Raw genomic sequence first — 24,217 nt, 5'->3', positions numbered from 1 at the left:
GCTCCGCATAAGGTTGACGCGACCGGCTGTCGTGGCGCGGGCAGGAGGGCGCGGCGTTCTGTGAACAGGTTTCCGTTGCGTGCGGCCGCCGCCGTCCTCGTCGTGGGCGCCGTCGCGCTGCTCCCGCTGCTGACCGGCTGCGGTGACACGGGTGGGCTGGCCGGTGCCGGTGCCACCCCGACCGCCCGTGGGCCCGTACACCTGTGGCCGGAGCGCAAGGGCGCGACCGTGCCGCCCGCCGATCCGGGCGGGGCCCCGCCCGAGTACGTCAAGGGGATCCCGCCCGTCAAGAACCAGGACGTGCACGCCGTCGACCCGGTGGCACTGGTCCAGGCGGAGCTGCGCGCGCACCCGGGCACGGACGTCGGCCCCGACGGGATGCCCCCGAAGACCGCCGCCGCGATCCTCGCGTGCCGGGAGGCGGACGGGGACGCGGAGGACGGTTCGGCCGGGGCCGAGTGCCCGGTGCTGAAGCCGTACTACCGGGACCTCACCGGCAACGGCATCGACGAGCTGATCATCGGCATCGAGTTCGGCACCGGCCCGGACGTCCCCGAGAAGGAGATGTCCGTACGGGTGTACACGGCGGACCCCGACGGGCGGCTCAACCGGATCATGGCGACCACGCAGAGCGTGATCACCGTGGAACTGGCCGGCCAGGACGTGATCCTGCGGGCGCCCAGCGGCAGCAACGGATACGAGCTGATCACCGCCTGGTCCTGGGACGAGAAGCAGCTCACCATGCTGCCGACGCGCGAGCAGATCGTACGGGTGCCGGCCAATCCGCAGTCACCGGCGAAGCCCTCGGGCGGGAAGACCCCGTCGCGTACCAAGGCTCCCGGGGGCGGGGGCGGGGCCGGTACGGGGCCCGGTACGGGTGGCGGGCGCGGCAACGGGGGCGGCGGCGGCAACGGCGGTGGCGGTGGCCGCCCCGGCGTCGGGACCGGCTCGCTGTGAAGGTCCGGCTGCCCGCCTGGACGGCCACGCTGACCTGGAAGTCGGCGTGTTTCATCGTGGTGATGTGCTGCACCCTGGCGGCCCTGCTGGGTGCGCTCGTGCACGTCGAGGTGACCCGGCAGACGGTGGCCACGGCACGGGACAAGGCGCTCGGCAAACTGCACGACGTCTCGCGCGCCTACGAGGCGGGCGAGGCCCTGCCGCCCGGTTCGGGACTGGACCCCGCGGGGCTGCCGACGAAGCTGCGGGCGCTGGCCGTCGGAGGGCACCGGGGCACGATGGTGGCGGACCTCGACGGCCGCCCGACGATGTGGGCGGCGGCGCCCGCGGACGGGCGGGCGCTGGCCACGGCCATCGACTACGAGCAGAGCGCGCGCACCATCAACGGGCTGGACAACGCGATCATCGGGTCGTCGGTCCTCGCGATCGGCGGGACCCTGCTGGTGGGCGCCTTCGCGGTGACCCGCGTGACGCGGCGGCTGCACCAGACGGCGTCCGTGGCGCGGCGGATCACCCAGGGCGACCTCGACGCCCGGGTCGGCGACCCGCGCACCAAGGATCCCTCGCGGCACCAGGACGAGGTGTCGACGGTCGCCGGGGCGCTGGACACGATGGCGGGGAGCTTGCAGACGAAGCTGGAGAGCGAGCGGCGGTTCACGGCGGACGTGGCGCACGAGCTGCGGACGCCGCTGACGGGGTTGCAGGCGGCGAGCGAGCTGCTGCCGGAGGGCCGGCCGACGGAGCTGGTGCGGGAGCGCGTACGGACGATGCGGCAGCTGACGGAGGACCTGCTGGAGATCTCGCGGCTGGACTCGGGCAGCGAGGTGGTGGAGACCGACCTGCACCAGCTGGGGCGGCTCGCGGGGCGGGTGGTACGGGCGTCGGGGACGGACGCGCACACGGAGCTGGTGGTGGTCCGGGACGCGCACGTGGAGACCGACCGGCGGCGGCTGGAGCGGGTGCTGGGGAATCTGGTGGCCAACGCGCACAAGCACGGGCGGGCGCCGGTGGTGCTGACCGTGGACGGGCCGGTGGTGACCGTACGGGATCACGGGGACGGGTTCCCCGACTACCTGATGGAGCACGGGCCGCAGCGGTTCCGCAGTGGCGGGGGCAAGGGGCACGGGCTGGGGCTGACGATCGCGGTGGGGCAGGCGGAGGCCATCGGCGCGTCGCTGTCGTTCCGGCGGGCGGAGGGGGGCGGGGCCTTGGCGGTGCTGACCCTTCCCGGTGCGGGGGGTTTGGCGGGCTAGCCGGCCGGTTCCCCGCCGGCGTGGTGTGCGTGGCGGGTGCCCCCGCGCCGCCGCACCCCCGCGCGTCGGGGTCGGGTGTGCGGCGGGGCGCCCCCGCAGGGCGTCGAACGCTGTGCGCTGTGCTTGCCGGTGCCGCACCACGTTCACGCCCGAGGAGGTGCCCCGGCGCGCGCCCGACCCCGACGGCCCGCCCCGCGGCCCGCCCCCGGCCGGGGTCCCGCTGCGCGGAGCAGGTCCCCTACCCGCCCTTCCACCGTTCCCCGGGCTCCGCCCGGACCCGTCCTGGGGCTCCGCCCCAGACCGCGCGCCTCAAACGCCGGCGGGGCTGGGATTGTCCGCCCCGCGAACGCCGGCGGGGCTGGATGGTGCCGGCGAGGCTGAAGGGGTCCTCAGGCACCGTCCCCGCGGGGGCGCTCCGGCTTGGTCCAGGGCCAGCGGGGCTTCGGCTTCACGGCGTCCGGGCGGTGTTGGTACTTCCAGCCCTTCTGGAGGCCGAGGCGCTTGGAGTAGCCCGCCGGGACGCGCTCGTACAGCAGTACCGTCGGCGGGCCGTCCGGCGTCGGGACCGGGATTTCGTACCACTTCGGCGGGTGGCCGGTCGGGCCCAGCAGGATCGGGAGGACGCGGCCGTCCATCGGGCCGCCCTCGAAGGGGGTCGGTTGGCTTCTCACGCCACCAGTGTCACAGGAGGTGGGCGGCCTCGGAGACCACCGGAATGACCCGCCGGGCCAGGACGCCGACCGGCCCGTCCGCGGATTCGAGGGCCAGGGCCGCGCGGGCGGCGGCCGCCGTTTCGGGGTCGGTGGCCGCCGTGGCCGTCAGGAGGGCGACGAAGTGGTCCACCAGCCAGTCCCGGAGGGATTCGACCTCGGGCTGCTTGCCCTCGTCGATCCAGATGAGGGAGGCCGCCTCGACCGCCGTGATCCACGTACGGACCATCATGCGCAGGCGCGGCCCGGGGGCCGGGACCGCGAGGTGGACGAGGATCTGGTCGGCCGCGGCGCGGCGGATGCCGTCCACGGTGGCCGTCGTACGGGAGGTGGAGACGACGCTGCCGCCCTGGAGGAGGGCCGCGAAGCCGGCGTCGTGTTCGTCGACGAAGGCGAGGTAGCGGTCCAGGGCGCGGCTCAGGCGTTGGGTGAGGGGGCCCTGCTGGGGTTCGGCGAAGCAGAGTTCGAGGATGTCCGCGGCGGAGCGCAGGGCGGCTTCGTAGAGCTGCTGCTTGCCGCCCGGGAAGTAGCGGTAGACGAGCGGGCGGGAGACGCCGGCGGCCTCGGCGACGTCGTCGAGCGAGACCTCCTCCGGCACCCGGTGCGCGAACAGCGAGAGGGCGGCGTCGAGGAGTTGGGCTCGCCGCTCCTCGACGCTGAGCCTGCGGTAGGCGCGTACGGTCGTCATGTCCGCAGGGTAGACGACCGTACGCGCGCGTCGGCCGCGGTTACGCGAGGAGGCCCGAGCTCTTCCACAGGCGGCGGCCGGGGCCGCGCAGGACACCGATGTCGTCGAGGAAGTCGGTGAGCCGCTTGGCGCCGGTCTGCATGACCTCGCGGCGGTGACCGCTCGCCTTGACCTGGGCCACGGCCTCGCGGCGGTCGAGGCCGATGTTCTCGTAGACGGCCGGGTTGACGAAGGCCACCGAGAAGACGCGGGCGGCCTCGCCGCAGCTGATGCGGGTGAGTTCCTGCTCCCAGCGCGGGGCGGTCAGCATCTGGCGGCGCAGTTCCTCGCGGGCGTAGCGGACGTGCCGGGCCTCTTCGATGACGTGGATCCGGGTCACTCCGCGGACCAGGGGCTGGACGCGCTCGTCCGGGAAGGTGAGGCGCTGCATCCAGTCCAGGATCTCCTCGCCGAGAAGGGTGCAGGCGAAGGAACCGGGGGTGGTGGAGACGGTCTTCAGGATCCGGGCGAGGTTGTGGTTGAGCCGGGAGACCGGGTAGTCGGGAGCTCCGGACTGCTTGATCAGCCGGGCGAACATCATCGAGTGGCGGCATTCGTCGGCGATCTCGGTGAGCGCGTAGCGGACGTGATTGCTGGTCAGGGACTTGTCATAGATGTGGCGGACCAGCAGCTGCATCAGGATGATCTCGAACCAGATGCCGAGCGAGCCGAGCGCGGCGGCTTCGTGGCGGGAGAGGTCGATGCGCTGCTCCTCCCCCATCTTCTTCCACAGCGGGGTGTCGTAGAGGGAGAGCAGCTCGGGCGGCCAGTAGTACTTGCCGTCGATGGGCGGGGCGTCCCAGTCGAGTTCCTTGTCGGGGTCGAAGGAGTGCTTCGCCGAGGATTCGAGCAGCCGCTCGGCGATCTGTTCACGGTCCTTGAGCAGGCCGAGGGCGTCCCTCAGCTCGGCTCGGTCGGTCACCGTCGTCATGGCTTCGGACACCTCGTGGTCGGGTTACCTGCGGTCACTGCTTATGAGACTGCTTGTCAGCAAGGTCGTCAATCCCTCGCGCACGACTTGTTGACCCCGCGTCTACCAACGTGTGACGCTGCCAACTGTCCAGTCCTGTGCGGCAGTACGCGGCTCCGCGTGATTCGCGAGGTGCGCGTGATTCGCGTGATTCGCGCGACAAGGGGGCGTCAGTGTCGACGTACGAGCGCTACACCACGGACCCGGGCGAGGGCGTCTGGCAGATCCCCTCCACCGGCTCGGCCCGCTTCAGCTGGGAGTACGACGGGGGCCGCGAGCGGCTGCTGGCCCTGTACCAGAAGGGCAAGGACAAGCAGTGGGACGGTGCCAAGCGCATCGACTGGGGCATCGAGGTGGACCCGTACGATCCGCTGGGCACCCCGGACGAGGTGCTGACGCTGTACGGCACGCGGCACTGGGCCAAGCTCACCGACAAGGACAAGGGCGAGCTGCGCCGGCACTACAGCGCCTGGCAGTTCAGCCAGTTCCTGCACGGCGAGCAGGGCGCGATGGTCTGCGCCGCGCGGATCGTGGAATCGGTGCCGGACCTGGACGCGAAGTTCTACTCCGCCACCCAGACCATGGACGAGGCCCGGCACGCGGAGATCTTCGGGCGCTTCCTGCACGAGAAGGTGGGGATGCTCTACCCGATCAACGACAGCCTCCAGGGGCTGCTCGGCGACACCCTGCGCGACTCCCGCTGGGACATGCCGTACCTGGGGATGCAGGTGCTGATCGAGGGGCTGGCGCTGGCCGCGTTCGGCATGATCCGCGATACGACGGACAAGCCCCTGCCCAAGCAGATCCTGGCGTACGTGATGCAGGACGAGGCCCGGCACGTGGCCTTCGGGCGGATGGCGCTGCGGGACTACTACAGGCAGCTGACGGACGCGGAGCTCAGGGAGCGCGAGGAGTTCGTCATCGAGGGCTGCCACCTGATGCGGGACCGGCTGCGCGGGGTGGAGGTGCTGGAGAACTTCGGCATCCCGCGGCGGGAGGCGGAGGAGTACAGCGAGCAGTCGGAGTTCCTGCACCTGTTCCGGAAGCTGCTCTTCAGCCGGATCGTGCCGTGCGTGAAGGACATCGGGCTGTGGGGCGAGCGGTTGCAGAAGGCGTACCTGGACATGGGCGTCTTCGAGATGGGCGACTCGAACCTCGACCTGCTGATGAGCCAGGACGAGGAGATCGCGGAGGCCCTCGACCGCGAGCGGTTCGCGGCGGAGGAGGCGGAGCGGGTGGCGGAGGTGCGGGCGGCGATCTCTGAGGGGGGCCGCTCCTAGCGCGGAGGGCCGGCTCCTGGCGCGGAGGGCCGGCTCCTGGCGCGGAGGGCCGGGCCGGATCGGCGCGCCGGGGCGTGCCCCCCGGTGCCCTGGCAGGGCGGCCCCCACTCGGCGCTCCCGCGCCGTCGGGGTCGGGTGTGCGGCGGGGTGCCCCCGCAGGGCGTCGAACGAAACCCGCTCGCCTTACCGGTGCCGCATCGGGTTCGACGCCCGAGGAGGTGCCCCGCCGCGCGCCCGGCCCCGACGGCCCACCCTGCGGCCCGGCCCCGGCCGGGGCGGTGCCGCTGCGCGGAGCTGCCCCCACCCCGCCCCTTCCCGAAACCGGGGCTCGCGACCCCGGGCGCCGCCCCCCGGGGCGCCGCCCCCCGGGGCGCCGCCCCCCGGGGCGCCGCCCCCGGACCCGGCGGGGGCTCCGCCCCCGGACCCCCGGTCCTCAAACGCCGGACGGGCTGGAGTTGCCCCGCGCCTCAAACGCCGGCGAGACTGAAGCGGGGCCGGATGGGGATCGGTGGCTGCCGCACGCGCCGTCCGGCGGGGGCGGGGCGGGAGGGTGCTCGCCGCAGGCGTTACGGCGCGAGCGGGAGCTGCCGCTTGTGTTCCGTGAGGCGGTAACGGCGGGCGATGATCTCGAAGGCGCGCTCGTCCACCGGCTTGCCCTCCAGGAAGTCGTCGATGTCGTCGTACGTGACGCCGAGCGCGTCCTCGTCCGCCTTGCCCGGGTCGAGGGTCTCCAGGTCGGCGGTCGGGACCTTCCACACCAGCTCGGCGGGGGCGCCCAGGGCGTCCGCGACGGCGCGCACCCGGCGCTTGGTCAGGCCGGTCAGCGGGACGAGGTCGGCGGCGCCGTCGCCGAACTTGGTGAAGAAGCCGGAGACCGCCTCGGCGGCGTGGTCGGTGCCGACGACCAGGCCGTCGTGCGCGCCGGCCACCGCGTACTGCGCGATCATGCGCTGGCGGGCCTTGATGTTGCCCTGGACGAAGTCCTGGTGGTGGGCGTCGCGGAAGGAGACCCCGGCGTCGAGCGAGGCCGCGAGGGCGGCGTCGCTGGCCGGCTTCACGTCGACGGTCAGGACCTGGTCGGCGCGGATGAAGGAGAGGGCGAGCTGGGCGTCCTTCTCGTCGGCCTGGACCCCGTAGGGCAGCCGCATGGCGTAGAAGACGGCCTCGTGCCCGGCGGCACGGGCCCGCTCCACGGCGAGCTGGCACAGGCGGCCGGCGGTGGTGGAGTCGACGCCGCCGCTGATGCCGAGGACCAGGGAGCGCAGGCCGGTCGAGGTGAGCCGCTCGGTGAGGAAGGCCACCCGGCGCTCGATCTCGCGCTCCGCGTCGAAGGTCTCGCTCACCAGGAGGTCGCGGGCGATCTCCTGCTGCAGGGCGGTGGACGCGGGCTCGCTCACGGCTGCTCCTCGGGGTCGTGCGTGGGTTGGCGTGCGGGTTGGCGTGCAGTTGGCGTGGGGCCGGCTGTTCTGCCTCCGAAACCCTAGTCGACACCCCCGGAGAGCCGTCCCGGCGGCCGTCGCCGTGTGGGGCGGCTCAGTGCTTGAGGGCCGCCTCCATGACCGACCGTGCGATCGGGGCGGCCGCCAGGTTGCCCGAGACCTCGCCGCGGTCCGCCGACGCGTCCTCGACCACCACCGCCACCGCGACCGCCGGCAGCGGCGCGCCCTCCGTCTTGGCCCAGGAGATGAACCACGCGTACGGGGTGCCGGCGTTGCCGACGCCGTGCTGCGCCGTGCCGGTCTTGCCGCCGACGACCGCGCCCGGGATCGCCGCGTTCCGGCCCGTTCCGTTCTCCACCACCTTGACCATCAGCTGCTGCAGCCGCAGCGCCGTGGCCGGGTTCATGGCCCGGCCCATGCTGCGCAGGCTCCCGCGGCGGACCTGGTCCCCGTCGTCCTGGGTGGTGCGTTCCACCAGGTAGGGCGAGTACAGCTCGCCGCCGTTCGCGACCGCGGCCGCCACCATCGCCATCTGCAGCGGCGTGGCCTTGGTGTTGAACTGGCCGATCGAGGAGAGGGCCAGCTGGTCCTGGCTCATGTCGGTGTCGAAGTTCGAGCGCGAGACCCAGGACGGCACGCGCAGCCCGTCGTCGTTGAAGCCGAACCGCCCGGCCGCCTCCACCATCCCGCGCAGACCGACCTGTACGCCGATCTTCGCCATCACCGTGTTGCAGGACCACTGCACGGCGTCGGCCATCGAGGCGTCCTGGCAGCCCGTGCCCGCGTTCGGCAGGAGGGTGCTCGTTCCGGGCAGCGGGTACGGGTCGGGGGTCTCCGTCGGGGCGTCCACATCGGTGACCACGCCCGCGTCCAGGGCGGCGGCCGCCGTCACGATCTTGAAGGTGGAGCCGGGCGGGTACGTCTCGCGCAGTGCCCGGTTGAGCATCGGCTTGGTCGGGTCGGCGTTGAGCCGCGCCCAGGCCGCCTTGACGCGCGTACCCGTACCGGAGAGGAGGGCGGGGTCGTACGAGGGACTGCTGACCAGCGCGAGGATCCTCCCGGTGGCCGGCTCGACCGCCGCGACCGCGCCGCGTTTGCCCGCGAGCCCCTTGTACGCGGCCAGCTGCACGGCGGCGCGGACGGTGGTGACCGCGTTCCCGCCGGCGGGGCGGCCGCGCGAGAGCTCGTACCAGAGGGGGAAGGCGGACAGGCCGGGGTCGGTGCCCGAGAGGATGCCGTCCTCGGCGCGCTCCACGAAGCTGGTCCCGTACGTCTGGGAGGAGAAGCCGGTGACGGGGGCGTAGAGCGGGCCGTTCTCGTACGTGCGCTCGTAGCGCAGGAGCTGACGGCTGTCGCGGGAGCCGGTGACCGGGCGGCCGTCGACCAGGATGTCGCCGCGGGGCTCGGCGTAGCGCTCGATGACGGGGCGCTTGTTGGCCGGGTTCGCGCCGTAGGAGGCGGATTCCCAGACCTGGACGCGGGCCACGTTGACCAGCAGGGCGACCAGGAGGGCCGCGCAGAAGTAGGCGCACCAGCGGATGTAGCGGATCACGCCTTGGGCTCCTGGGGAGTGGGGGTTGGTGCCGGGTTGGGTGCGGGTGCGGGGTTGGGTGCCGTTGGGCGGGGGCGGCGTGCGCTGTCGCTCAGGCGGACGAGGAGGGCCACGATGATCCAGTTGGTGACCACCGACGAGCCGCCCTGGGCCAGGAAGGGCATGGCCATGCCGGTCAGCGGGATCAGCCCGGTGACGCCGCCGGCGATGACGAACACCTGGAGCGCGACGATCGAGGAGAGCCCGGTGGCGAGCAGACGGCCGAAGGAGTCGCGCAGCGCGAGCCCGGCGCGGAATCCGCGGGCGACGAGGAGTCCGTAGAGGAGCAGGATCGCGGCGAGGCCGACGAGGCCGAGTTCCTCGCCGGCGGTGGCCAGGACGAAGTCCGATTTGGCGGCGAAGCCGATGAGGAAGGACTGCCCGTGGCCGAGGCCGGCCCCGAGGAGGCCCCCGGCGCCGAAGGCGAACAGGGACTGGGCGAGCTGGCCGGGGCCCTCGCCTCGGTCGATGGAGGCGAAAGGATTCAGCCAGTCGTCGACGCGGCTGTGCACGTGCGGCTCCAAGGTCCCGACGGCGTACGCGCCGAGGCCGGCGAGGAGCAGGCCGATCGCGATCCAGCCGATCCGGCCGGTGGCGGTGAACAGCATGATCACGAAGAGGCCGAAGAAGAGGAGCGAGGTGCCGAGGTCGCGTTCCAGGACCAGCACCGCGACGCTGAGCAGCCAGATCGCGAGGATCGGACCGAGGACGCGGCCGGGGAGAAGGCGCAGCTTCCAGAAGAGGCGGCGGCCGGTGAGGGCGAGGGCGATGCGGTTCGCGGCGAGGTAGGCGGCGAAGAACACGGCGAGCAGGATCTTGGCGAACTCCCCCGGCTGGAAGGAGAGTCCGGCGAAGCGGATCCAGATGTGGGCGCCGTTGACGGCCGGGAAGAAGACGGGGACGAGCATGAGGACGAGGGCCGCCGCGACCGAGAGGTACGCGTAGCGCTGGAGCACGCGGTGGTCGCGGAGCAGCGAGACGACGAGGACGAAGAGCACCATCCCGAGCGCGGACCAGCGGAGTTGGTCCCCGGCGGTGAGGTGGGTGGGGGTGGTCGCGTCGAGCCGCTGGATGAGGACGAGGCCGAGGCCGTTGAGGAGTACGGCGATGGGGAGCACGAGGGGATCGGCGTACGGGGCCCTCAGGCGGACGGCGAGGTGCGCGAGGAGCGCGGCCGCGGCGAGGCCGCCGGCGTAGTGGGCGGCGGGGCCGGGGATGCGGCCGGTGGTCGCGAGACCGACGTAGAGGTAGCCGAGCACCGAGATCAGGACGGCTCCGGCGAGGAGCGCCAACTCGACGCCGCGACGCTTGGGGGCGTGGGCGTCGGGGGGCGGGGGCGGGGCGGGCTCCGCCACCTGTGCCGTCAGAGCGGTCATACAGCGAAACGTAGCAAGCGGATGGATGCTATGTCCGCTTATGTCATAGTGTGCCGAAGAGTCGTCAGAAACGGTCAGGTCTGTGGCCTGTCGGCTGTGGTCGGTGGGCTGTCGGCTGTCGGCTGTCGGCTGTCGGCTGTCGGCTGTCGGCTGTGGTCGGTGGGAGTGGGAGACGGGGTAGCTGATGGGGCCTGTGGAATTCATCGTCCTCGCGTTCCCGGAGGAACAGCTGCGGGTGCCTGCGGTCGAGGCCGTCATGGGGCTGCGCAAGACGGGCGTGGTCCGGCTGATCGACGGGCTGGTGGCCACGCGGACGGCTGCGGGGGAAGTGCTCGCGGCGGAGTTCGACGAGTTCGTGGAGCTGCGGGGCCTGCTGACGGGGCGGGAGGCGGCGCGGCTGATCGGTCCGGAGGACGTGCGGGAGGCGGCGGAGCTGCTCGAACGCGGGAGCTGTGCGTTGTTGTTGCTGGTCGAGCACGTGTGGGCCGAGGACGCTGCGATCGCGGTACGGGCGGCCGGCGGGCACATCGCGGGCTCGGTACGGATTCCGGCGGATCGGGTGGAGGTTTCCTGATGTTCATTCGGCCGGTGGGAGTGACGGTGCGATCGGCGGACCGGCCCTCGGGGCATCCGCTGCTGCGGGGGCTGCTGGCGCAGGCCACCGGGACGGGGTCCGTGGACGTGGACGGGCCGCGTCAGGGGGTGCGGTGGAGTACGGCCGGGCCGATCGAGCCGGAGCCCGTGGGGGTGGAGGACGGTGTGGAGGGGGAGGACGGTGTGGAGGGGGAGGACGGTGTGGAGGAGGGCCTGGAGGACGGTGTGGAGGTGGCGGACGTTGAGCCCGGGCCCGGCGGCCATGCCGAGGGCAGCCCGGCGGGGTCGTTCGTCGCGGAGCTGACACAGCTGGCCTCACTGGCCAGGGAGGGGCTGCTGACCCCGCAGGAATTCGCGACGGCCAAGGGGCGCTTGTTGCGGGAGTGACGGCTGGACGGAGTCGGAGAGGGTTTGGGGGTTTCCCGGATGCCCGACCCGGCTCCGGTGGGGCCTCCCAGGCTCGGCCCTCCCCCGTCCACCACCGGGGGGGCCGAGCGCCTCACATCGCTACGCGCTCCTCCACGACGGCGTCCGGCCCCCGTCCGGGGCTGGTCTCGCGGTGGATCGCTGCGTGCTTCTCCTTGGCGGCGGCCGGCGGTCGTTCGGGGCTGGTCAGAGGCGGACGAGCATGGATTCGGCCGCTGTGCGGTGTTCGGCGGCGGTGGTCGGGTCGGTGGTCTGGAGGAGGGTGGCGATGCCCTCGTGGGCCAGGGCTTCCTCGTGGCGGTATCCCAGGTCGGGGGCCAGCTCCAGGGCCTGGCGGTGGAGGCGGAGGGCCTCGTCGGGAAGGCCGGCCAGGCGGCAGGTCTCTGCGTAGGCGTTGAGGAAACGGATCTTCCAGTGGTCCTCGAAGAGCTCGTCCAGGAGGGCGAAGGCTTCGCGGTGGCTCTTCAGTGCCTCTTCGTACCGGCCCATCTCGCGCAGGGCGACGCCCTGGCAGTTGAGGCACCAGGCCTCGTTGTTCATGTGGCCGTCCTCGCGGGCCAGTGCGAGGGCGCGGTCCAGGTGTTCCATGGACTCGTCGGGGGCTTCGGTCGCGATGGCCACGCCCAGGGTGATGCGGGCCGTCAGGGTGGGGGGCCATGCGGGGTCCGGGTGGGGGACGTCCAGGACCTCGCGGGCGCGCCGGGCGGCCCGGTCGCGGTGGCCCAGTTGGAGGAGTGACCAGGCCTCGGATGCGGCGGCGTGGGCCGCGCCGGTGGGACAGTCGGATTCCTCGTAGAGCTTCGCGGCCAGCCGGAAGAGTTCGAGGGGCTCTTCGGCGTGGCCCTCGTCCCAGCTGAGGTAGCCCCGGCGCATGGCCAGCTCGGGGGTGTCGCCGTGGAGTTCGGCCGCCTCGTACTCGGCGGCGGCCTCCGCCATCCGGCCCGCGTTGTAGCGGGCGAAACCCAGGTCGCTGTGGGCTTCGGCCAGCTGGAGGGGGTCGCCGAGGCGCTCGGCGGCGGCGAGTGAGCGTTCGAAGAGGTAGTTGAGGTGCGTGGTGCCGCAGCGGCGGGCGAAGTACGCGCGGAGGAAGCGGGGCAGCTCGCACACGTGGAGGTCGGCACCGACGGCGTCCGCCGTCTCGAAGGCGGCGATCATGTTCTCGTACTCGGCGGTGAGCCAGGCGATGGCGTGGTTCTTGTCGGCGAACCGCGGGAGCTCGGCCGGGGGGCGGCCCGCGGAGGCGGATCGGCCGGGTGCCAGGACCGGCATCGCGGCGTCGGCGGCGGCCGCGGCGTGGACGTAGTAGTCGAGGAAGCGGGAGAGGGCGCGTTCGCGGTCCGTCTGCGAGTCCTCTTCCGCGCAAGCGCGGCGGGCGTGCTGGTGCACCAGGTCGTGCAGGCGGTAGCGGCCCGTGGTCGGCTGCTGGACCAGGTGGGCGTCGAGGAGGTCCTCCAGCATCACGCGGGCGCCGGCCAGAGGGAGGTCCGCGAGGGCCGCCACGACGTACTCGTCGAAGGTTCCGCCGGGCAGCAGGCCCAGCAGTCGGAACAGGCGGGCCTGGGAGCGGTCCAGCTGTCTGACGGACATCGCGAACGCCGCGTCGAACTCGCCCGTGCCCTGCGAGAGCCGCTCGGCGAGGATGCCCACGGTCCAGCCGGGACGGTGGCGCAGCCGGGCGGCGGCCAGCCGGAGGGCGAGGGGGAGGTGGCCGCACAGGCGGAGCACCTCGGCGGCGGAATCCGGGTCCTTGGACAGCCGGGCGTCGGCGCCGCTGGCCCGGGTCAGGAGCTCCGCGCTCTCCTGGGGGCTCAGTACGTCGAGGGAGACCGGGGGGACCTCGTCGAGGCCCAGCAACCGGTTGCGGCTCGTGATCAGGACGACGGAGGGTCCGGCGCCGGGCAGCAGGGGTCGTACCTGCTCGGCGTCGGCGGCGTTGTCGAGGACCACGACGGCCCGCCGGCCGGCCAGTTCCGCGCGCCAGCACGCGGCCAGCTGCTCCAGGCCTTCCTGCGGGACCCTCTCGGAGGGGACGTCGAGCGCGCCGAGCAGCATGCGCAGTACGGAGTCGGGAGTCATCGGCTCCCGGCCCTCGGTGAATCCGTGCAGGTCCGCGTAGAGCTGGGCGTCCGGGTAGTCGGCGGCGAGCCGGTGCGCGGCGTGCACGGTCAGGCAGGTCTTGCCGACACCGGCCATGCCGTCGACGGCGACCACCTGATGACTCTTCACCGCCGCCAGCAGAGCGGCGAGCTGGTCCTCGCGGCCGGTGAAGTCCGGTACGTCGCGGGGCAGATCGTTGCGGGGGCGCGGCGGGACCTGGCGGCTGGCCTTCGGGGGCGCCGGCAGCGGGTTCGAGGAGCGTTCCCACAGAGGGCGCAGCGGGCGGGGGTCGCGCTTGACCAGGCGACACAGGGCCACCACGGCGGGCCAGGGCGGCACGGTCTGGCCGCTGAGGTAGCGCGAGAGCGACGAGGAGCTCAGACCGCTGTCCCGCGCGAGGGCTCGTACGCCTAACCCGGACAGCTCCTGAAGTGCGCGCAACCGGCCGGCCAGCTCGTCCTGTTCCACCGTTCCCCCTCTTTCGTTGTCCCGCTCGGGCAGCAGTATTTCCGCCCGAATCTTCGCTGGTCAAGGCTGTTCCGCCTGTCCCACGGCGTCCCATCGCCCTCCTGCGATCGGCCGGCAACGGCTGTTATGGAGTCACACCGCAAGCGAGAACCACGAAAGAGGAGAACAGACATGAAGTCTCGTATGCAGAACCCGGCCATGGTCCTCTCCGGCGCGATGCAGCCCATCCAGGACATCTTCAAGGCCGTGCACTCCGGTGGGGTGGAAGGCCAGATCCTGGAGCTGGTGCACCTGCGGGTCAGCCAGATCAACGGCTGCAGCGCCTGCGTCGACGGCGGCGCCAAGTCGGCCCGCAAGGCCGGTGTGAGCGACGAGCGCCTGGCCACGGTCGCCGTGTGGCGGGAGACCCCGTACTTCAGCGACGAGGAGCGTGCCGCGCTCTCGCTCGCCGAGGCGGCGACCCGGCTGGCCGACCGTCCCGACGCCGTGAACGACGAGGTCTGGGACACCGCCGCCACGTACTTCGACGAGAAGCAGCTCGCCGCGATCATCCTGATGATCGGCGTCACGAACATGTTCAACCGCCTGAACGCCACGACCCGTCAGATCGCCGGCGCCTGGGGCTGACGGACGCCCCCCCACCACCCGAAGACCACCCGACGAGAGGAACCCGAAATGAACACGACCACCGACACCACGGCCGACGCCTTCACCGACGAGGAGCGGTCCGCGATGAAGGAGCGCGCCAAGGAGCTGAAGACGACCGCGCGGCGCACCTCGAAGGCCGACAAGGCGGCGGAGGACGAAGCGGCGGTGGTCGCGAAGATCGCCGAGATGCAGGACTCCGACCGCGTCCTGGCCGAACGCGTCCACGCGATCGTCAAGTCCGCCGCACCGGGCCTCGCGCCGAAGCTCTGGTACGGAATGCCGTCGTACGCCAAGGACGGCAAGATCGTCTGTTTCTTCCAGAGCGCGGAGAAGTTCAAGGCCCGGTACGCGACCCTCGGTTTCAGCGACCAGGCGAACCTCGACGAGGGCGTCATGTGGCCGACCACCTACGCCCTGAAGGAGATCACCGCCGCCACCGAGGCCGCCATCGCCACCCTGGTGAAGCAGTCCGTGAACTGACCCCCGGACCGGGGCCCGGTCCCCCATCCGGGGGACCGCCCCGCCCCCCTCCCGGCCGGCCGCCTCCCCATCGGGCAGGATCCGACCGTGCAGCCGAGCGAGATCACCGAGATCCTGAACCGCCCCATCAGCCGGGAACTCCTGGCCCGCGACGTGGCCCGCCTGGCCTACGTGGCCAAGGACGGCACACCCCGGGCCATCCCGATCTCCTTCGTCTGGAGCGACGCGCAGATCGTCATGTGCACTCCGACGAACGCCCCGAAACTGACGGCCCTGCGCCACAACCCGGCCGTCGCCCTGACCATCGACACCGAGGCGCACCCACCACGGATCCTGCTCATCCGCGGCCGTGCCGAGCTCGACGTCGTCGAGGGCATCCCGGACGAGTACCTCCAGGCCAACTCCACACAGGCGATGACCCCCGAGCAACGGGCCGAGTGGGAGGCCGAGGTCCGCTCGCTCTACCGCGAGATGGTGCGGATCGTCGTGACCCCGACCTGGGCGAAACTGATCGACTTCGAGACCACCTTCCCCAGCGCGGTCGAGGAACTCCTCCGCGAACGCGAACGCCCCTGACCCGGGGGGCGGACCCAAGGGGGTAGAAGTCCCGCCCACGCGTGAACCCGTCTCCCCCTCCCCCCAACCGGGTGACCCCGCCTCACCCCGCCGACTCGCCTGGGCGATTTGTCATACCGGGCGTGGCAGCATCGGGCGCCTCGGAGGTGATTCCCATGTCACAGCGGCCGCTTCGCGCTGCCTGCTGCGTCGCCGCAGCGTTCCTCGTCGCGGGTCCCGTCCCGCAGGCCGGCGCCGAGCCGGCGAACCCCGCCGCTCCGGCCCCCGCCGCGCCGGCCCCGGTCCCCGCCGCCCCCACCGAGCCCGTCCCCGCGCTGCTCGCCCGCCTCCAGGGCCTGTACCAGAAGGCGGAGGAGGCCACCGAGGCGTACAACGCCACCGAGGTGGCCCTCAAGGCCGGCCGGGAGGAGGAGCGGTTGCGGAGCGCCGAGCTCGGAAAGGCGCGCGGTGCCCTCGATGCCGAGAAGGCCCTCGCCGGACGGCTGGCGCGGGAGCAGTACCAGGGCACCCGGAGCGCGCTCTCCCCGTACGCCCGGATGCTGCTCGCCAAGGACCCGCAGGCCGCCCTCGACGAGCGGCGGCTCGCCGCCCGTGAGGGGGCACGGCGGGCCGGCGTACTGGACAAGCTCACCCGGAACAAGGCGGAAGCCGACGCGCTGGCCGCCCGGGCCCGGAAGTCCCTGGAGACCCAGCAGACCCTGGCCGCCCGGCAGAAGACCCAGAAGGAGGAGGTCGGGGCGCAGCTCAAGGAGGTCGAGCGGATGCTGGCCGCCCTCACCCCGGAGCAACTCACCCAGCTCGGCGCCCGGGAGACCGAGAACACCAACGCGGCGCAGCAGAAGCTGCTGGACTCCGGCCGGCTCCCCACCCGCACCGGCACGCCCACGGCGGCGGGCGGCGCTGCCCTCAGGTACGCGGCGGCCCAGATCGGCAAGCCGTACGTGTGGGGAGCGGAGGGGCCGGGTTCGTTCGACTGCTCGGGGCTGACCTCGCAGGCCTGGGCGCACGCCGGGCGCGCCATCCCGCGGACCAGCCAGGAGCAGTGGGCCCGGCTGCCGAAGGTGCCGCTGGACCGGCTGCGGCCCGGGGACCTGGTGGTGTACTTCCCCAAGGCCACGCACGTGGGCCTGTACGTCGGCGGCGGCAAGGTGATCCAGGCCCCCCGCCCGGGAACCCGGGTCAAGGTCTCCCCGATCGCCGCGAACCCGCTGCTCGGGGCGGTGCGACCGGACCCGGACGGGGCCCCGCTGGCGGAGTTCACCCCTCCGCCGCTGCCTGAAGCGACCGCGGCGGAGGGGGACGACACGGGCTACTCGTCGGAGGAGTCCCCGGCGGAACCAGCGGAACCAGCGGAACCAGCCGAAGCACCGGAAGCGGAACCAGAAGCCGAAGCAGCCGCGACAGCAGCCGCAGCCTCCTCCAGGTAGTCCGCCGCGTCCTCCGGGTCGTAGAAGTACGCGTCGAAGTCGGCCGGGTTGTCGAAGCCGTTGGCGAATCGATTCGCCACCGGCTGGAGCTGCCCGGCCGCGCCGATCAGGTTCAGTACGTGCTCCGGCGGGACGCCCAGCATGGCGTTCGTCCACTGGGTCACCGGCTTGCCGGTGGTGAACCAGTACTTGTCGAAGGTGCCCTTCATCCACGCCTCGTCGAACGGCTTGTCGCCGTGCATCAGGATGGACGACAGGTACGAGGCCGCGCACTTGGCGGCCGAGTTCGAGCCCTGCCCCGTGATCGGGTCGTTCGCTACGACCACGTCCGCCACGCCCAGCACCAGCCCGCCGCCCGGCAGCCGCCCGATGGGGTTGCGGACCACCGGCGCGTAACGGCCCGCGAGAGTGGCGCCCGCGTCCGTCAGTTCCGCCTTCGTCGCCCGCGCGTGCTCCCAGGGCGTGAACTTTTCCATCAGTTCCAGCGTGAGCGCGAGGTGGTCCTTCGGGTCCCGCACGCCGTTGAAGACGTCCAGCGGGCCGCCCGGGACGCCCTCCCAGAACAGGATGTCCGCGCGCCCCGACGTCGTCAGCGTCGGCATGACGAACAGCTCGCCGACGCCCGGCACCAGGTTGCAGCGGACCGCCTCGGTCCCGGGGTGCTCCGGGCGCGGGCCGAGCCCGTGCACGTAGGAGACGGCCAGGGCGCGCTGCGGGGCGTCGTACGGGGAACGCACCGCGTTGCGCTCGAACATCGACACCAGCTCGCCCTTGCCGGCGGCGACCAGCACCAGGTCGTAGGCACGGGAGAAGTAGTCCAGGTCGGCGACGGACGCGCCGTGGACGACCAGCTGCCCGCCGCGCTGCGTGAAGGTGTCCAGCCAGCCGGCCATCTTCACGCGCTGGTCGACTGACTGCGCGTACCCCTTGAGCTTGCCCAGCCAGTCGACGGCGCGGCTGCTGTCGGGGCCGGCGACCGAGACTCCGAGGCCCTCGATCTTCGGTGCCTGCTGCTCCCAGAAGTTGATCCCGAGGTCACGCTCGTGCTGGAGCGCCGTGTCGAACATGCACTGCGTCGACATGACCCGACCGGTGCGGATCTCGTCCGCCGTCCGGTTGGACATGAGGGTGACGTCGTACTCCTTCGCCTGGAGTCCGAGGGCCAGCTGGAGACCGGCCTGGCCGGCTCCCACGACGAGTATCTTGCGCATCTCTCACGTTCTCTATTCGGAATCGGGAGTGGTGTCGAGGGCGTGCCCGACCAGCGTCAGCAGGGCTTCGACGACCGAGCGGCGGTTCCTCGCGTCCATGATCACGACGGGTACGTGCGGCGGCACGGTCAGCGCCTCGCGCACGTCCTCGGGCTCGTAGGAGTCGGAGCCCTCGAAGTGGTTCACGGCGACGGCGTACGGAAGCCCGCAGGTCTCGAAGTAGTCGAGCGCGGGGAAGCAGTCGCGCAGCCGCCGGGTGTCGGCGAGCACGATGCCGCCGACGGCACCGCGTACGAGGTCGTCCCACATGAACCAGAAGCGCTCCTGGCCCGGGGTCCCGTACACGTACAAGACGAGATCGTCATCGAGCGTGACACGGCCGAAGTCCATGGCGACGGTCGTCGTGTTCTTGTCCGGCGTGCCGGTCAGGTCGTCCGTCGGTGCGCTCGCCTGGGTCATCACCGCCTCGGTGCGCAGCGGGGTGATCTCGGAGAGGGAGGAGACGAACGTGGTCTTCCCTACGCCGAAGCCACCCGCGACCAGCACCTTCACGGCGACGGGGGCGCGGGAGCGGTCGTACTGCCAGGGCTGGACGGGCTCGTCGTCCGACTCCGGCGGGGAAACCGGTTCGTCAGAGACGGCGAAGACCACTGAGCACCCTTTCCAGCAGCGCGCGGTCCGGACGGCCCGTGCCGTGGCCGGTCCCGTAGACACGGATCCGTCCCTGGTCGGCGAGGTCGCTGACGAGCACGCGGACGACGCCGAGCGGCAGCTTCAGCAGTGCGGCGATCTCGGCGATCGTGCGCATGCGGCGGGTCACCTCGACGATGGCGCGCATCTCGGGCATGCGGTCGGGCTTCTGCGGCTGCGAGGCCTTCGTCTCCAGGGCGGCGACGAAGGTCTCGACGAGCAGGACCTGCGTGAACCGGGTCCGGCCGCCCGTGAGGGAGTACGGGCGGACGCGGGCGGGGCGGCGGTCGGCGCCGCGTATAGGCAGCCGGTCGGAGGCCGGACTCCTCACGGGGTTTTCTCCATCGACTGGCGCAGCTCACTGCGGACTTCGGGGGTCAGGACGTGGCCGGCGCGGCCGACGAACAGGGCCATGTGGTAGGCGACGACGCCCATGTCGCAGTCGGGGGTGGCGTGCACGCCCAGCAACGAGCCGTCGCTGATGGCCATGACGAACACGGATCCGTGCTCCATGGCCACCATGGTCTGCTTGACGGATCCGCAGTCCATGAGAGACGCGGCGCCCGTGGTGAGGCTGCCGAGACCGGACACGATGGTGGCGAGGTCGGCGGAGGCGCCGCGCGGGCCCTTGCTCCGGCCGTTGCCCGCGCCGTTGCCCGCGTTCCCGGACTGCGCGTCGGCCGCACCGGGGTCGGAGGACAGGAGCAGGAGCCCGTCCGAGGAGACCACGGCGACGGAATTGACGCCGGGTACCTCCTCGACCAGGTCGGTCAGCAGCCATTGCAGGTTGCGGGCCTGGGTGCTCAGTCCGTACGTACTGGGCGCGGTCATGTGCGTGCCTCCTGTGCGGTGTCCCCCTGGTCGGTGTGCCCCTCGCCCTGTTCCTGCGCGTCGGCAGCCTCCGCCACCTCGGCGGCGAAGACCCTGCGCCCGTCCTGGGCCCCCTGGTAGAAACCGCCGAGCCGGCGCCGCAGTTCGTCGGCGTCGACGCGCCGGGCCGGGGCGGGGCGGGGCGCTTCGGCGCGGGCGGCTGCGGTGGCGGAGCGGGGGGTCCGCTTGGGCAGGCCCTTGTCGGTGACGTCCTCCCCGTCGGGGTGGCTGCCCTGGCGGGGCAGCCAGTTCCCCTCGGCGGGGGTGTGGCTGTGCGGGTCCGGCTCCGCCGGGGTCCGCGGTACGTCGGCCACGCGGTCGGCGTGGTCCGCGGCGGCCGGGTCCCCCGGCGCGGGGTCGGGCACGAAGGCGGCGGTCGCGTCGGCGTCGGGCACGACACGGGCGAGCAGCTGCTCCCCGGGGGCGTCCGCCAACGGGGCCCCTTCCGGGGCCTCCTCCGCCGCACCGACAGCCGCATCGGCACCCGCGGACACGGTGAACACCTGGTCGGCCGGGGGCAGTCCCGCGCCGTCGGCGGTCACGCGGAGCGCGGCGTCCGAGCTCTCCTCGACCGAGGGGGCGAAGCCGTGCTCCGGGTCGCCCGCGAAGGCGTCCGGCTCGACGGTGTCCGCCTCGGCCTCGGGCGCCACGTCGACACCCGTGCCGAAGGCGGCCTCCAGGTCCGCGGCCACACCGAAACCGGCGTCCACGTCGGAGGCGGCACCGGGCTCGGAACCCGTGTCGGCCGCCGCGTCGAACGCGGCGTCCTCCGTCGGCTCCGTGTCCTCGGCCACCGCGTCCGCGCCCCGGGGGCGGGCCAGGAGGGTGTTCTCGTTCGCCTCCGCTATCACGCCCGGCAGGTGCAGCGCGGGCCCGCCCGGGGTGGACAGGGCGTGGACCGGGGAGGCCGGCGGGGTGGTCGGGAGGAGGGAGACCGGGACGACGACCAGTGCCTCGGTGCCGCCGTGCCGGGGCGCGCGGAGCTCCGCCGTCACGCCGTGCCGGGCCGCGAGCCGGCCGGCCACGTACAGGCCGAGGCCGAGGCCGTGTTCCTCCTCGGGCTCCTCGTCGTACGCGTCGGGGGTGGAGAGGCGGGCGTTCAGCGACTCCAGGCGGTCCTCGGTGATGCCGATGCCCTCGTCCACGACGGACAGCACCACGTCACCGGAGTCCACCAGCCACCCGGACACCTTCACCTTCACGTCCGGCGGCGAGAACGTGGTGGCGTTCTCCAGCAGCTCGGCCAGTACGTGCGAGATGTCGTCGGCCGCGTGCCCCGCGACCTGCGTGCCCGCGGGCAGTACCGCGAGGTCGACCCGCTCGTAGCGCTCGATCTCGCTGACGGCGGCCCGCATGACGTCGACGAGCGGGACCGGCAGGCCCTGCCCGTGGCCGTGTTCCTGACCGGCGAGGACCAGCAGGTTCTCGTTGTGGCGGCGCATCACCGTCGCCAGGTGGTCCAGCTTGAACAGGGTCGAGAGCCGGTCCGGGTCCTGCTCCTTGGACTCCAGCTCCTCGATGACGGAGAGCTGGCGTTCCACCAGGCCCAGGGTGCGCAGCGACAGCGAGACGGAGGTCGTCGACATGATGCGGCGGTGTTCTTCCAGACCGGCCCGCAGCTGCGTGAGCTCCTCCTCCAGCGCCTCGCGGCCGGCGGTCAGCGCCTCGTTGCGGCCGTTGATGCGGCGCTTGTCGGCGTCGAGCCCGGCGATCTTGGTGTGCAGGGAGACCGTCTGCTCGCGGACCGCGTTCAGGTGGCGCACGACCTCGGCGAACTCGTCGTTGCGGCCGGTGAACCGCACCGGCTCGACCGAGCCCTCCGGAGTCGCCAGCCGCTCCGCGCCGCGGCGCAGGACGGACAGCGGCCGGGTGAGCGAGCGCGCGACGGCGGTCGCGAAGCCGACGGCGAAGAGGAAGAGGACGCCCATCGCCGCGATGACCAGTTCGAGCCGGGTCACGTCGTCGTCGCGCTGGGCGGCGAGCGCGGAGGACCGCTGGCCGGCCAGCGTCGATTCCACGGACCGCATGCGGTCGAGGCGGGCGGTGAGCGCGGAGCCCACGGCGCCCGCGTCGGTCTTGCGGTCGGCCGGGTTCAGGGTGGGCCGGTCGGTGAGCTTCTTCAGGTAGTCGTCGGCGGCCTTGACCTCGGGGCCGGTGACGGTGGCGGCGAGGGTCTGCCGTACGTCGGGACGCGCGGCCCGCGCGAAGTCGTCGAGGGCGGCCTGCTCGCGTACGCGGGCCCGCTGCGCGGCGGTGGTGAGTTCGTCGACCACGGCCGAGTTGGGGAGCTGCTCGCCGCGGGGGACGGCCAGTGCGGCGAGCAGCAGTCCGCGGGTGGCGGAGGCCTGTTCCACGGCCTGGCCGAGCGGGGCCAGGGGGCGCGTGGTGGCGAGGGCGGCGGTGGCGCGCGGCGGGGTCAGCTCGGCGAGCCGGTCGCCGGGGGCGAGGAGTTCGGCGATGACGCCCGCGTAGGCCTGGTGGGCGGCGAGGGCGCTGCCCTTGCCGTCGACGGCCTCGGTGCGGACGGCCCGGATCCGGGCGAGGGAGCGGGCGGTCGCCTCGTCGGCGTCGGCCTGGACCTCGGCGAGCTGCCGGTCGGTACGGGCGATGCGCTCCTGGACGGGACCCTTGGCGTTGCCGGGGCGACCCTTGGCGGCGTACTCGACGACGGCGTCGCGCTCGTCGCCGAGGAGGTGGGTGAGGGTGAGCGCCTGCCCCGTCTGTTCCGCGAGGGTGACGAGGTGCTGGGAGTCGTTCAGCTCCCTCGTGGCGGAGACGACGGCGGGTGCGCCCGCCGCGAGGACGGTGAGGCCGGTGACCGCCACTCCGACGACCAGCCTGCGGCGCACGCGGACGCGTCGTCCTGCGGGGGCCGGGCCGTCGGTGGCGGTGCCGTTCTTCCGAGACCGCTTCTTCTGCACCGGTGCTCGCAATCCTGTACGTGTGCTCTAGCTCGTCTACTCGTGTGGCCGAGGTAACGGCCGGTCAACAAGTAAACGCCCCCTGCCCCCTCGTACCGCTTCAGACCTTTGCAGCGTGTAGGGGAGAGAGCCGCACATCGCCCACCCGGCCACTCGAACGAGTGAACATCACGGATGAGTTGGCTTCCAACTCGGACAGGTGGCTCCACAGCGCCGCCGTGGACGGGCGGTTGAAAGATCGAGGGGGGCTTGGCAATATGCGCGCCCACACCGGCGCCGGGCGCCGCCCGCCCGTTGGCGCCCCGGTACGGAACTTCACGCGGAACCTGGCATCACTTGGTACGGACCTTCCCGCGTGCGGCGGGGCCCGCCGGGCAGTATGTCCGCATGCGCATCGACCTCGCTTCCGCCCCCGGCGACCGGGAACGCCCCAATGAGGACTGGGTGTCGGCGGCGATCCCCGCCTCGGGAGGCGGGGTCCTGATCACCCTGGACGGGGTCACTCCACCGGCCGGCGAGGTCGGGTGCGCGCACGGGGTGCCGTGGTTCACGGCCCGGCTCGGCGGCCGATTGACCGAACTGTCCGGATCGCGGCGGGACATGCCGCTGGACCGGATCCTGGCGGAGGCGATCCGCGGCACGGCCGATGCCCATCGGGGGACGTGTGACCTTTCTCACGTCCGCACGCCCCAGGTGACGGTGGTGATGGTCCGCTGGGACGAGGAGTACGTGGAGCACCTCGTGCTCTCGGACTCCGTACTGCTCCTCCAGGCGCCCGGGGGCGGGGTGACGGCGGTGCGGGACGACCGGCTGGACCGGGTGCCGAGGGAGGCGCTGCGGTCGGCGGCCGCGACGGACGCCCTGCGCAACGCGGAGGGCGGCTTCTTCACCGCGGCGGCGGATCCGGCGGTGGCGCGGCGGGCGGTGACGGGGCGCCGGCCGCGCGACCGGGTGCGGGCGGTGGCGGCGCTGACGGACGGGGCGAGCCGGTGGACGGACACGTTCGGGGAGGGCGACTGGGGCGCGTGCCTGGCGGTACTGCGGAAGGAGGGCGCGGAGGCCCTGATCGGGCGGGTGCGCGCGATCGAATCCGACCCCGCCCGTGCGGTGCCGCGCGGCAAACGCCACGACGACGCGTCGGCGGTGTACGCGGAGCTGTAGCCCCACCACCCCCACCGCCGGGCTTCGCCCCGGACCCCGCGCGTCAAACGCCGGCGGGGCCGGCAGGCCCCGGGGCTCCGCCCCGGACCCCGGTCCTCAAACGCCGGACGGGCTGAAAGATCCAGCCCCGCCGACATTCCAGCCTCGCCGGCGTTTGAGGCGCGGGGCCCGGGGAACGGCGGAAGGGCGGGTAGGGGACCCAGCCCCGCGCAGCGGAACCCCCGCCCGGGCCGGGCCGCAGGATGGGCCGTCGGGGCCGGGCGCGCGCCGGGGCACCTCCTCGGGCGTCGAACCCGATGCGGCACCGGCAAGACGAGCGGGTTTCGTTCGACGCCCTGCGGGGGC

General features: G+C 72.9%; 22 protein-coding genes. 10 read left to right on the top strand and 12 right to left on the bottom strand.

The window, feature by feature from the left end; translation table 11 throughout:
* Positions 1-60: 60 nt before the first annotated feature.
* Together ACFYYJ_RS26595 and ACFYYJ_RS26590 are read left to right on the top strand one after the other, a co-directional pair.
* Positions 61-957 (top strand): hypothetical protein, encoded by an 897-nt coding sequence (locus ACFYYJ_RS26595; RefSeq protein ID WP_389136046.1) that lies wholly within the window; start codon positions 61-63, stop codon positions 955-957.
* The gene (locus ACFYYJ_RS26590; RefSeq protein ID WP_389136043.1) at positions 954-2,210 is read left to right on the top strand and encodes an ATP-binding protein; all 1,257 of its coding nucleotides are present in this window, start codon (positions 954-956) and stop codon (positions 2,208-2,210) included. Before ACFYYJ_RS26595 ends, ACFYYJ_RS26590 begins: the two co-directional genes overlap by 4 nt.
* A gap of 389 nt (positions 2,211-2,599) precedes the next feature.
* On the opposite strand, the gene ACFYYJ_RS26585 is transcribed toward ACFYYJ_RS26590, so the two are convergent.
* From ACFYYJ_RS26585 to ACFYYJ_RS26575, 3 genes are read right to left on the bottom strand one after another with little or no spacing between them, the layout of a single operon-like run.
* Positions 2,600-2,881 carry a hypothetical protein gene (locus ACFYYJ_RS26585; protein ID WP_385128064.1) on the bottom strand — a complete coding sequence of 94 codons (282 nt, stop codon included), beginning with the start codon at positions 2,879-2,881 and terminating at the stop codon, positions 2,600-2,602.
* A 10-nt stretch (positions 2,882-2,891) separates the two neighbouring features.
* Positions 2,892-3,608 (bottom strand): TetR/AcrR family transcriptional regulator, encoded by a 717-nt coding sequence (locus ACFYYJ_RS26580; RefSeq protein WP_389136040.1) that lies wholly within the window; start codon positions 3,606-3,608, stop codon positions 2,892-2,894.
* Positions 3,609-3,648: 40 nt separating this feature from the next.
* On the bottom strand, positions 3,649-4,578 hold the full coding sequence (locus ACFYYJ_RS26575; protein ID WP_385128063.1) for a diiron oxygenase: 930 nt from the start codon (positions 4,576-4,578) through the stop codon (positions 3,649-3,651).
* A gap of 212 nt (positions 4,579-4,790) precedes the next feature.
* Between ACFYYJ_RS26575 and ACFYYJ_RS26570 the strand changes: the two genes are divergently transcribed.
* Positions 4,791-5,897 (top strand): ferritin-like domain-containing protein, encoded by a 1,107-nt coding sequence (locus tag ACFYYJ_RS26570; RefSeq protein WP_385366843.1) that lies wholly within the window; start codon positions 4,791-4,793, stop codon positions 5,895-5,897.
* Positions 5,898-6,463: 566 nt separating this feature from the next.
* Here the strand turns inward: ACFYYJ_RS26570 and nadE are convergent.
* The 3 genes from nadE to ACFYYJ_RS26555 all read right to left on the bottom strand — a co-directional run bounded on the left by nadE (position 6,464) and on the right by ACFYYJ_RS26555 (position 10,303).
* The gene (nadE, locus tag ACFYYJ_RS26565; RefSeq protein ID WP_385128061.1) at positions 6,464-7,294 is read right to left on the bottom strand and encodes an ammonia-dependent NAD(+) synthetase; all 831 of its coding nucleotides are present in this window, start codon (positions 7,292-7,294) and stop codon (positions 6,464-6,466) included.
* Positions 7,295-7,430: 136 nt separating this feature from the next.
* Positions 7,431-8,888 (bottom strand): penicillin-binding transpeptidase domain-containing protein, encoded by a 1,458-nt coding sequence (locus ACFYYJ_RS26560; RefSeq protein WP_389136037.1) that lies wholly within the window; start codon positions 8,886-8,888, stop codon positions 7,431-7,433.
* Positions 8,885-10,303 carry an FtsW/RodA/SpoVE family cell cycle protein gene (locus ACFYYJ_RS26555; RefSeq protein WP_389136035.1) on the bottom strand — a complete coding sequence of 473 codons (1,419 nt, stop codon included), beginning with the start codon at positions 10,301-10,303 and terminating at the stop codon, positions 8,885-8,887. The genes ACFYYJ_RS26560 and ACFYYJ_RS26555 overlap by 4 nt, the downstream gene beginning before the upstream one ends.
* 184 nt (positions 10,304-10,487) lie before the next feature.
* Here ACFYYJ_RS26555 and ACFYYJ_RS26550 point away from each other — a divergent pair, with 184 nt between their 5' ends.
* Positions 10,488-10,877, top strand: coding sequence for a DUF6325 family protein (locus ACFYYJ_RS26550; RefSeq protein WP_385128058.1), 390 nt, complete (start codon positions 10,488-10,490; stop codon positions 10,875-10,877).
* Entirely contained in the window at positions 10,877-11,284 is a 408-nt protein-coding gene (locus ACFYYJ_RS26545; RefSeq protein ID WP_389136033.1) for a hypothetical protein, read from the top strand. The genes ACFYYJ_RS26550 and ACFYYJ_RS26545 overlap by 1 nt, the downstream gene beginning before the upstream one ends.
* A gap of 225 nt (positions 11,285-11,509) precedes the next feature.
* Here the strand turns inward: ACFYYJ_RS26545 and ACFYYJ_RS26540 are convergent, their stop codons facing one another.
* Entirely contained in the window at positions 11,510-13,888 is a 2,379-nt protein-coding gene (locus ACFYYJ_RS26540) for a helix-turn-helix domain-containing protein (protein WP_389136031.1), read from the bottom strand.
* Between the two features lie 171 nt (positions 13,889-14,059).
* Between ACFYYJ_RS26540 and ACFYYJ_RS26535 the strand changes: the two genes are divergently transcribed.
* From ACFYYJ_RS26535 to ACFYYJ_RS26520, 4 genes are all read left to right on the top strand, one after another.
* On the top strand, positions 14,060-14,515 hold the full coding sequence (locus ACFYYJ_RS26535; RefSeq protein WP_384592891.1) for a carboxymuconolactone decarboxylase family protein: 456 nt from the start codon (positions 14,060-14,062) through the stop codon (positions 14,513-14,515).
* 48 nt (positions 14,516-14,563) lie between these two features.
* The gene (locus ACFYYJ_RS26530) at positions 14,564-15,016 is read left to right on the top strand and encodes an iron chaperone (protein ID WP_385364814.1); all 453 of its coding nucleotides are present in this window, start codon (positions 14,564-14,566) and stop codon (positions 15,014-15,016) included.
* Between the two features lie 87 nt (positions 15,017-15,103).
* Complete coding sequence (locus ACFYYJ_RS26525) at positions 15,104-15,592, top strand: pyridoxamine 5'-phosphate oxidase family protein (RefSeq protein WP_389136028.1); 489 nt, start codon at positions 15,104-15,106, stop codon at positions 15,590-15,592.
* Between the two features lie 155 nt (positions 15,593-15,747).
* Positions 15,748-17,019, top strand: coding sequence for an NlpC/P60 family protein (locus ACFYYJ_RS26520; RefSeq protein WP_389136025.1), 1,272 nt, complete (start codon positions 15,748-15,750; stop codon positions 17,017-17,019).
* On the opposite strand, the gene ACFYYJ_RS26515 is transcribed toward ACFYYJ_RS26520, so the two are convergent.
* The 5 genes from ACFYYJ_RS26515 to ACFYYJ_RS26495 are packed head-to-tail and all read right to left on the bottom strand — an operon-like array spanning position 16,902 to position 22,711.
* The gene (locus tag ACFYYJ_RS26515; protein WP_389136023.1) at positions 16,902-18,230 is read right to left on the bottom strand and encodes a styrene monooxygenase/indole monooxygenase family protein; all 1,329 of its coding nucleotides are present in this window, start codon (positions 18,228-18,230) and stop codon (positions 16,902-16,904) included. The two genes, ACFYYJ_RS26520 and ACFYYJ_RS26515, sit on opposite strands and share 118 nt — an antisense overlap.
* A gap of 12 nt (positions 18,231-18,242) precedes the next feature.
* Entirely contained in the window at positions 18,243-18,881 is a 639-nt protein-coding gene (locus ACFYYJ_RS26510; RefSeq protein ID WP_385128050.1) for an ATP/GTP-binding protein, read from the bottom strand.
* Positions 18,862-19,251 carry a DUF742 domain-containing protein gene (locus ACFYYJ_RS26505; protein ID WP_384592907.1) on the bottom strand — a complete coding sequence of 130 codons (390 nt, stop codon included), beginning with the start codon at positions 19,249-19,251 and terminating at the stop codon, positions 18,862-18,864. Before ACFYYJ_RS26505 ends, ACFYYJ_RS26510 begins: the two co-directional genes overlap by 20 nt.
* Positions 19,248-19,751: a roadblock/LC7 domain-containing protein gene (locus ACFYYJ_RS26500; RefSeq protein ID WP_385128049.1), complete on the bottom strand. Its 504-nt coding sequence runs from the start codon at positions 19,749-19,751 to the stop codon at positions 19,248-19,250. Before ACFYYJ_RS26500 ends, ACFYYJ_RS26505 begins: the two co-directional genes overlap by 4 nt.
* Positions 19,748-22,711 carry a nitrate- and nitrite sensing domain-containing protein gene (locus tag ACFYYJ_RS26495; protein WP_389136019.1) on the bottom strand — a complete coding sequence of 988 codons (2,964 nt, stop codon included), beginning with the start codon at positions 22,709-22,711 and terminating at the stop codon, positions 19,748-19,750. Before ACFYYJ_RS26495 ends, ACFYYJ_RS26500 begins: the two co-directional genes overlap by 4 nt.
* 387 nt (positions 22,712-23,098) lie before the next feature.
* Between ACFYYJ_RS26495 and ACFYYJ_RS26490 the strand changes: the two genes are divergently transcribed.
* Positions 23,099-23,872, top strand: a complete 774-nt coding sequence (locus tag ACFYYJ_RS26490; protein ID WP_389136017.1) for a hypothetical protein — start codon at positions 23,099-23,101, stop codon at positions 23,870-23,872.
* Positions 23,873-24,217: the final 345 nt, after the last annotated feature.

It is taken from the genome of Streptomyces sp. NPDC002467, assembly GCF_042889825.1.
Classification (GTDB): Bacteria; Actinomycetota; Actinomycetes; order Streptomycetales; family Streptomycetaceae; genus Streptomyces.
The sequence above is the reverse complement of the archived record's forward strand: the minus strand, read 5'-3'. Positions and strand labels throughout refer to the sequence as shown.

Excerpts from the sequence above, each read along its gene's own strand:
- ACFYYJ_RS26580 (WP_389136040.1), bottom strand. The coding sequence starts at position 3,608 with ATGACGACCGTACGCGCCTACCGCAGGCTCAGCGTCGAGGAGCGGCGA.
- ACFYYJ_RS26575 (WP_385128063.1), bottom strand. The coding sequence starts at position 4,578 with ATGACGACGGTGACCGACCGAGCCGAGCTGAGGGACGCCCTCGGCCTG.
- ACFYYJ_RS26555 (WP_389136035.1), bottom strand. The coding sequence starts at position 10,303 with ATGACCGCTCTGACGGCACAGGTGGCGGAGCCCGCCCCGCCCCCGCCC.
- ACFYYJ_RS26550 (WP_385128058.1), top strand. The coding sequence starts at position 10,488 with ATGGGGCCTGTGGAATTCATCGTCCTCGCGTTCCCGGAGGAACAGCTG.
- ACFYYJ_RS26545 (WP_389136033.1), top strand. The coding sequence starts at position 10,877 with ATGTTCATTCGGCCGGTGGGAGTGACGGTGCGATCGGCGGACCGGCCC.
- ACFYYJ_RS26535 (WP_384592891.1), top strand. The coding sequence starts at position 14,060 with ATGAAGTCTCGTATGCAGAACCCGGCCATGGTCCTCTCCGGCGCGATG.
- ACFYYJ_RS26530 (WP_385364814.1), top strand. The coding sequence starts at position 14,564 with ATGAACACGACCACCGACACCACGGCCGACGCCTTCACCGACGAGGAG.
- ACFYYJ_RS26520 (WP_389136025.1), top strand. The coding sequence starts at position 15,748 with ATGTCACAGCGGCCGCTTCGCGCTGCCTGCTGCGTCGCCGCAGCGTTC.
- ACFYYJ_RS26515 (WP_389136023.1), bottom strand. The coding sequence starts at position 18,230 with ATGCGCAAGATACTCGTCGTGGGAGCCGGCCAGGCCGGTCTCCAGCTG.
- ACFYYJ_RS26500 (WP_385128049.1), bottom strand. The coding sequence starts at position 19,751 with ATGACCGCGCCCAGTACGTACGGACTGAGCACCCAGGCCCGCAACCTG.
- ACFYYJ_RS26490 (WP_389136017.1), top strand. The coding sequence starts at position 23,099 with ATGCGCATCGACCTCGCTTCCGCCCCCGGCGACCGGGAACGCCCCAAT.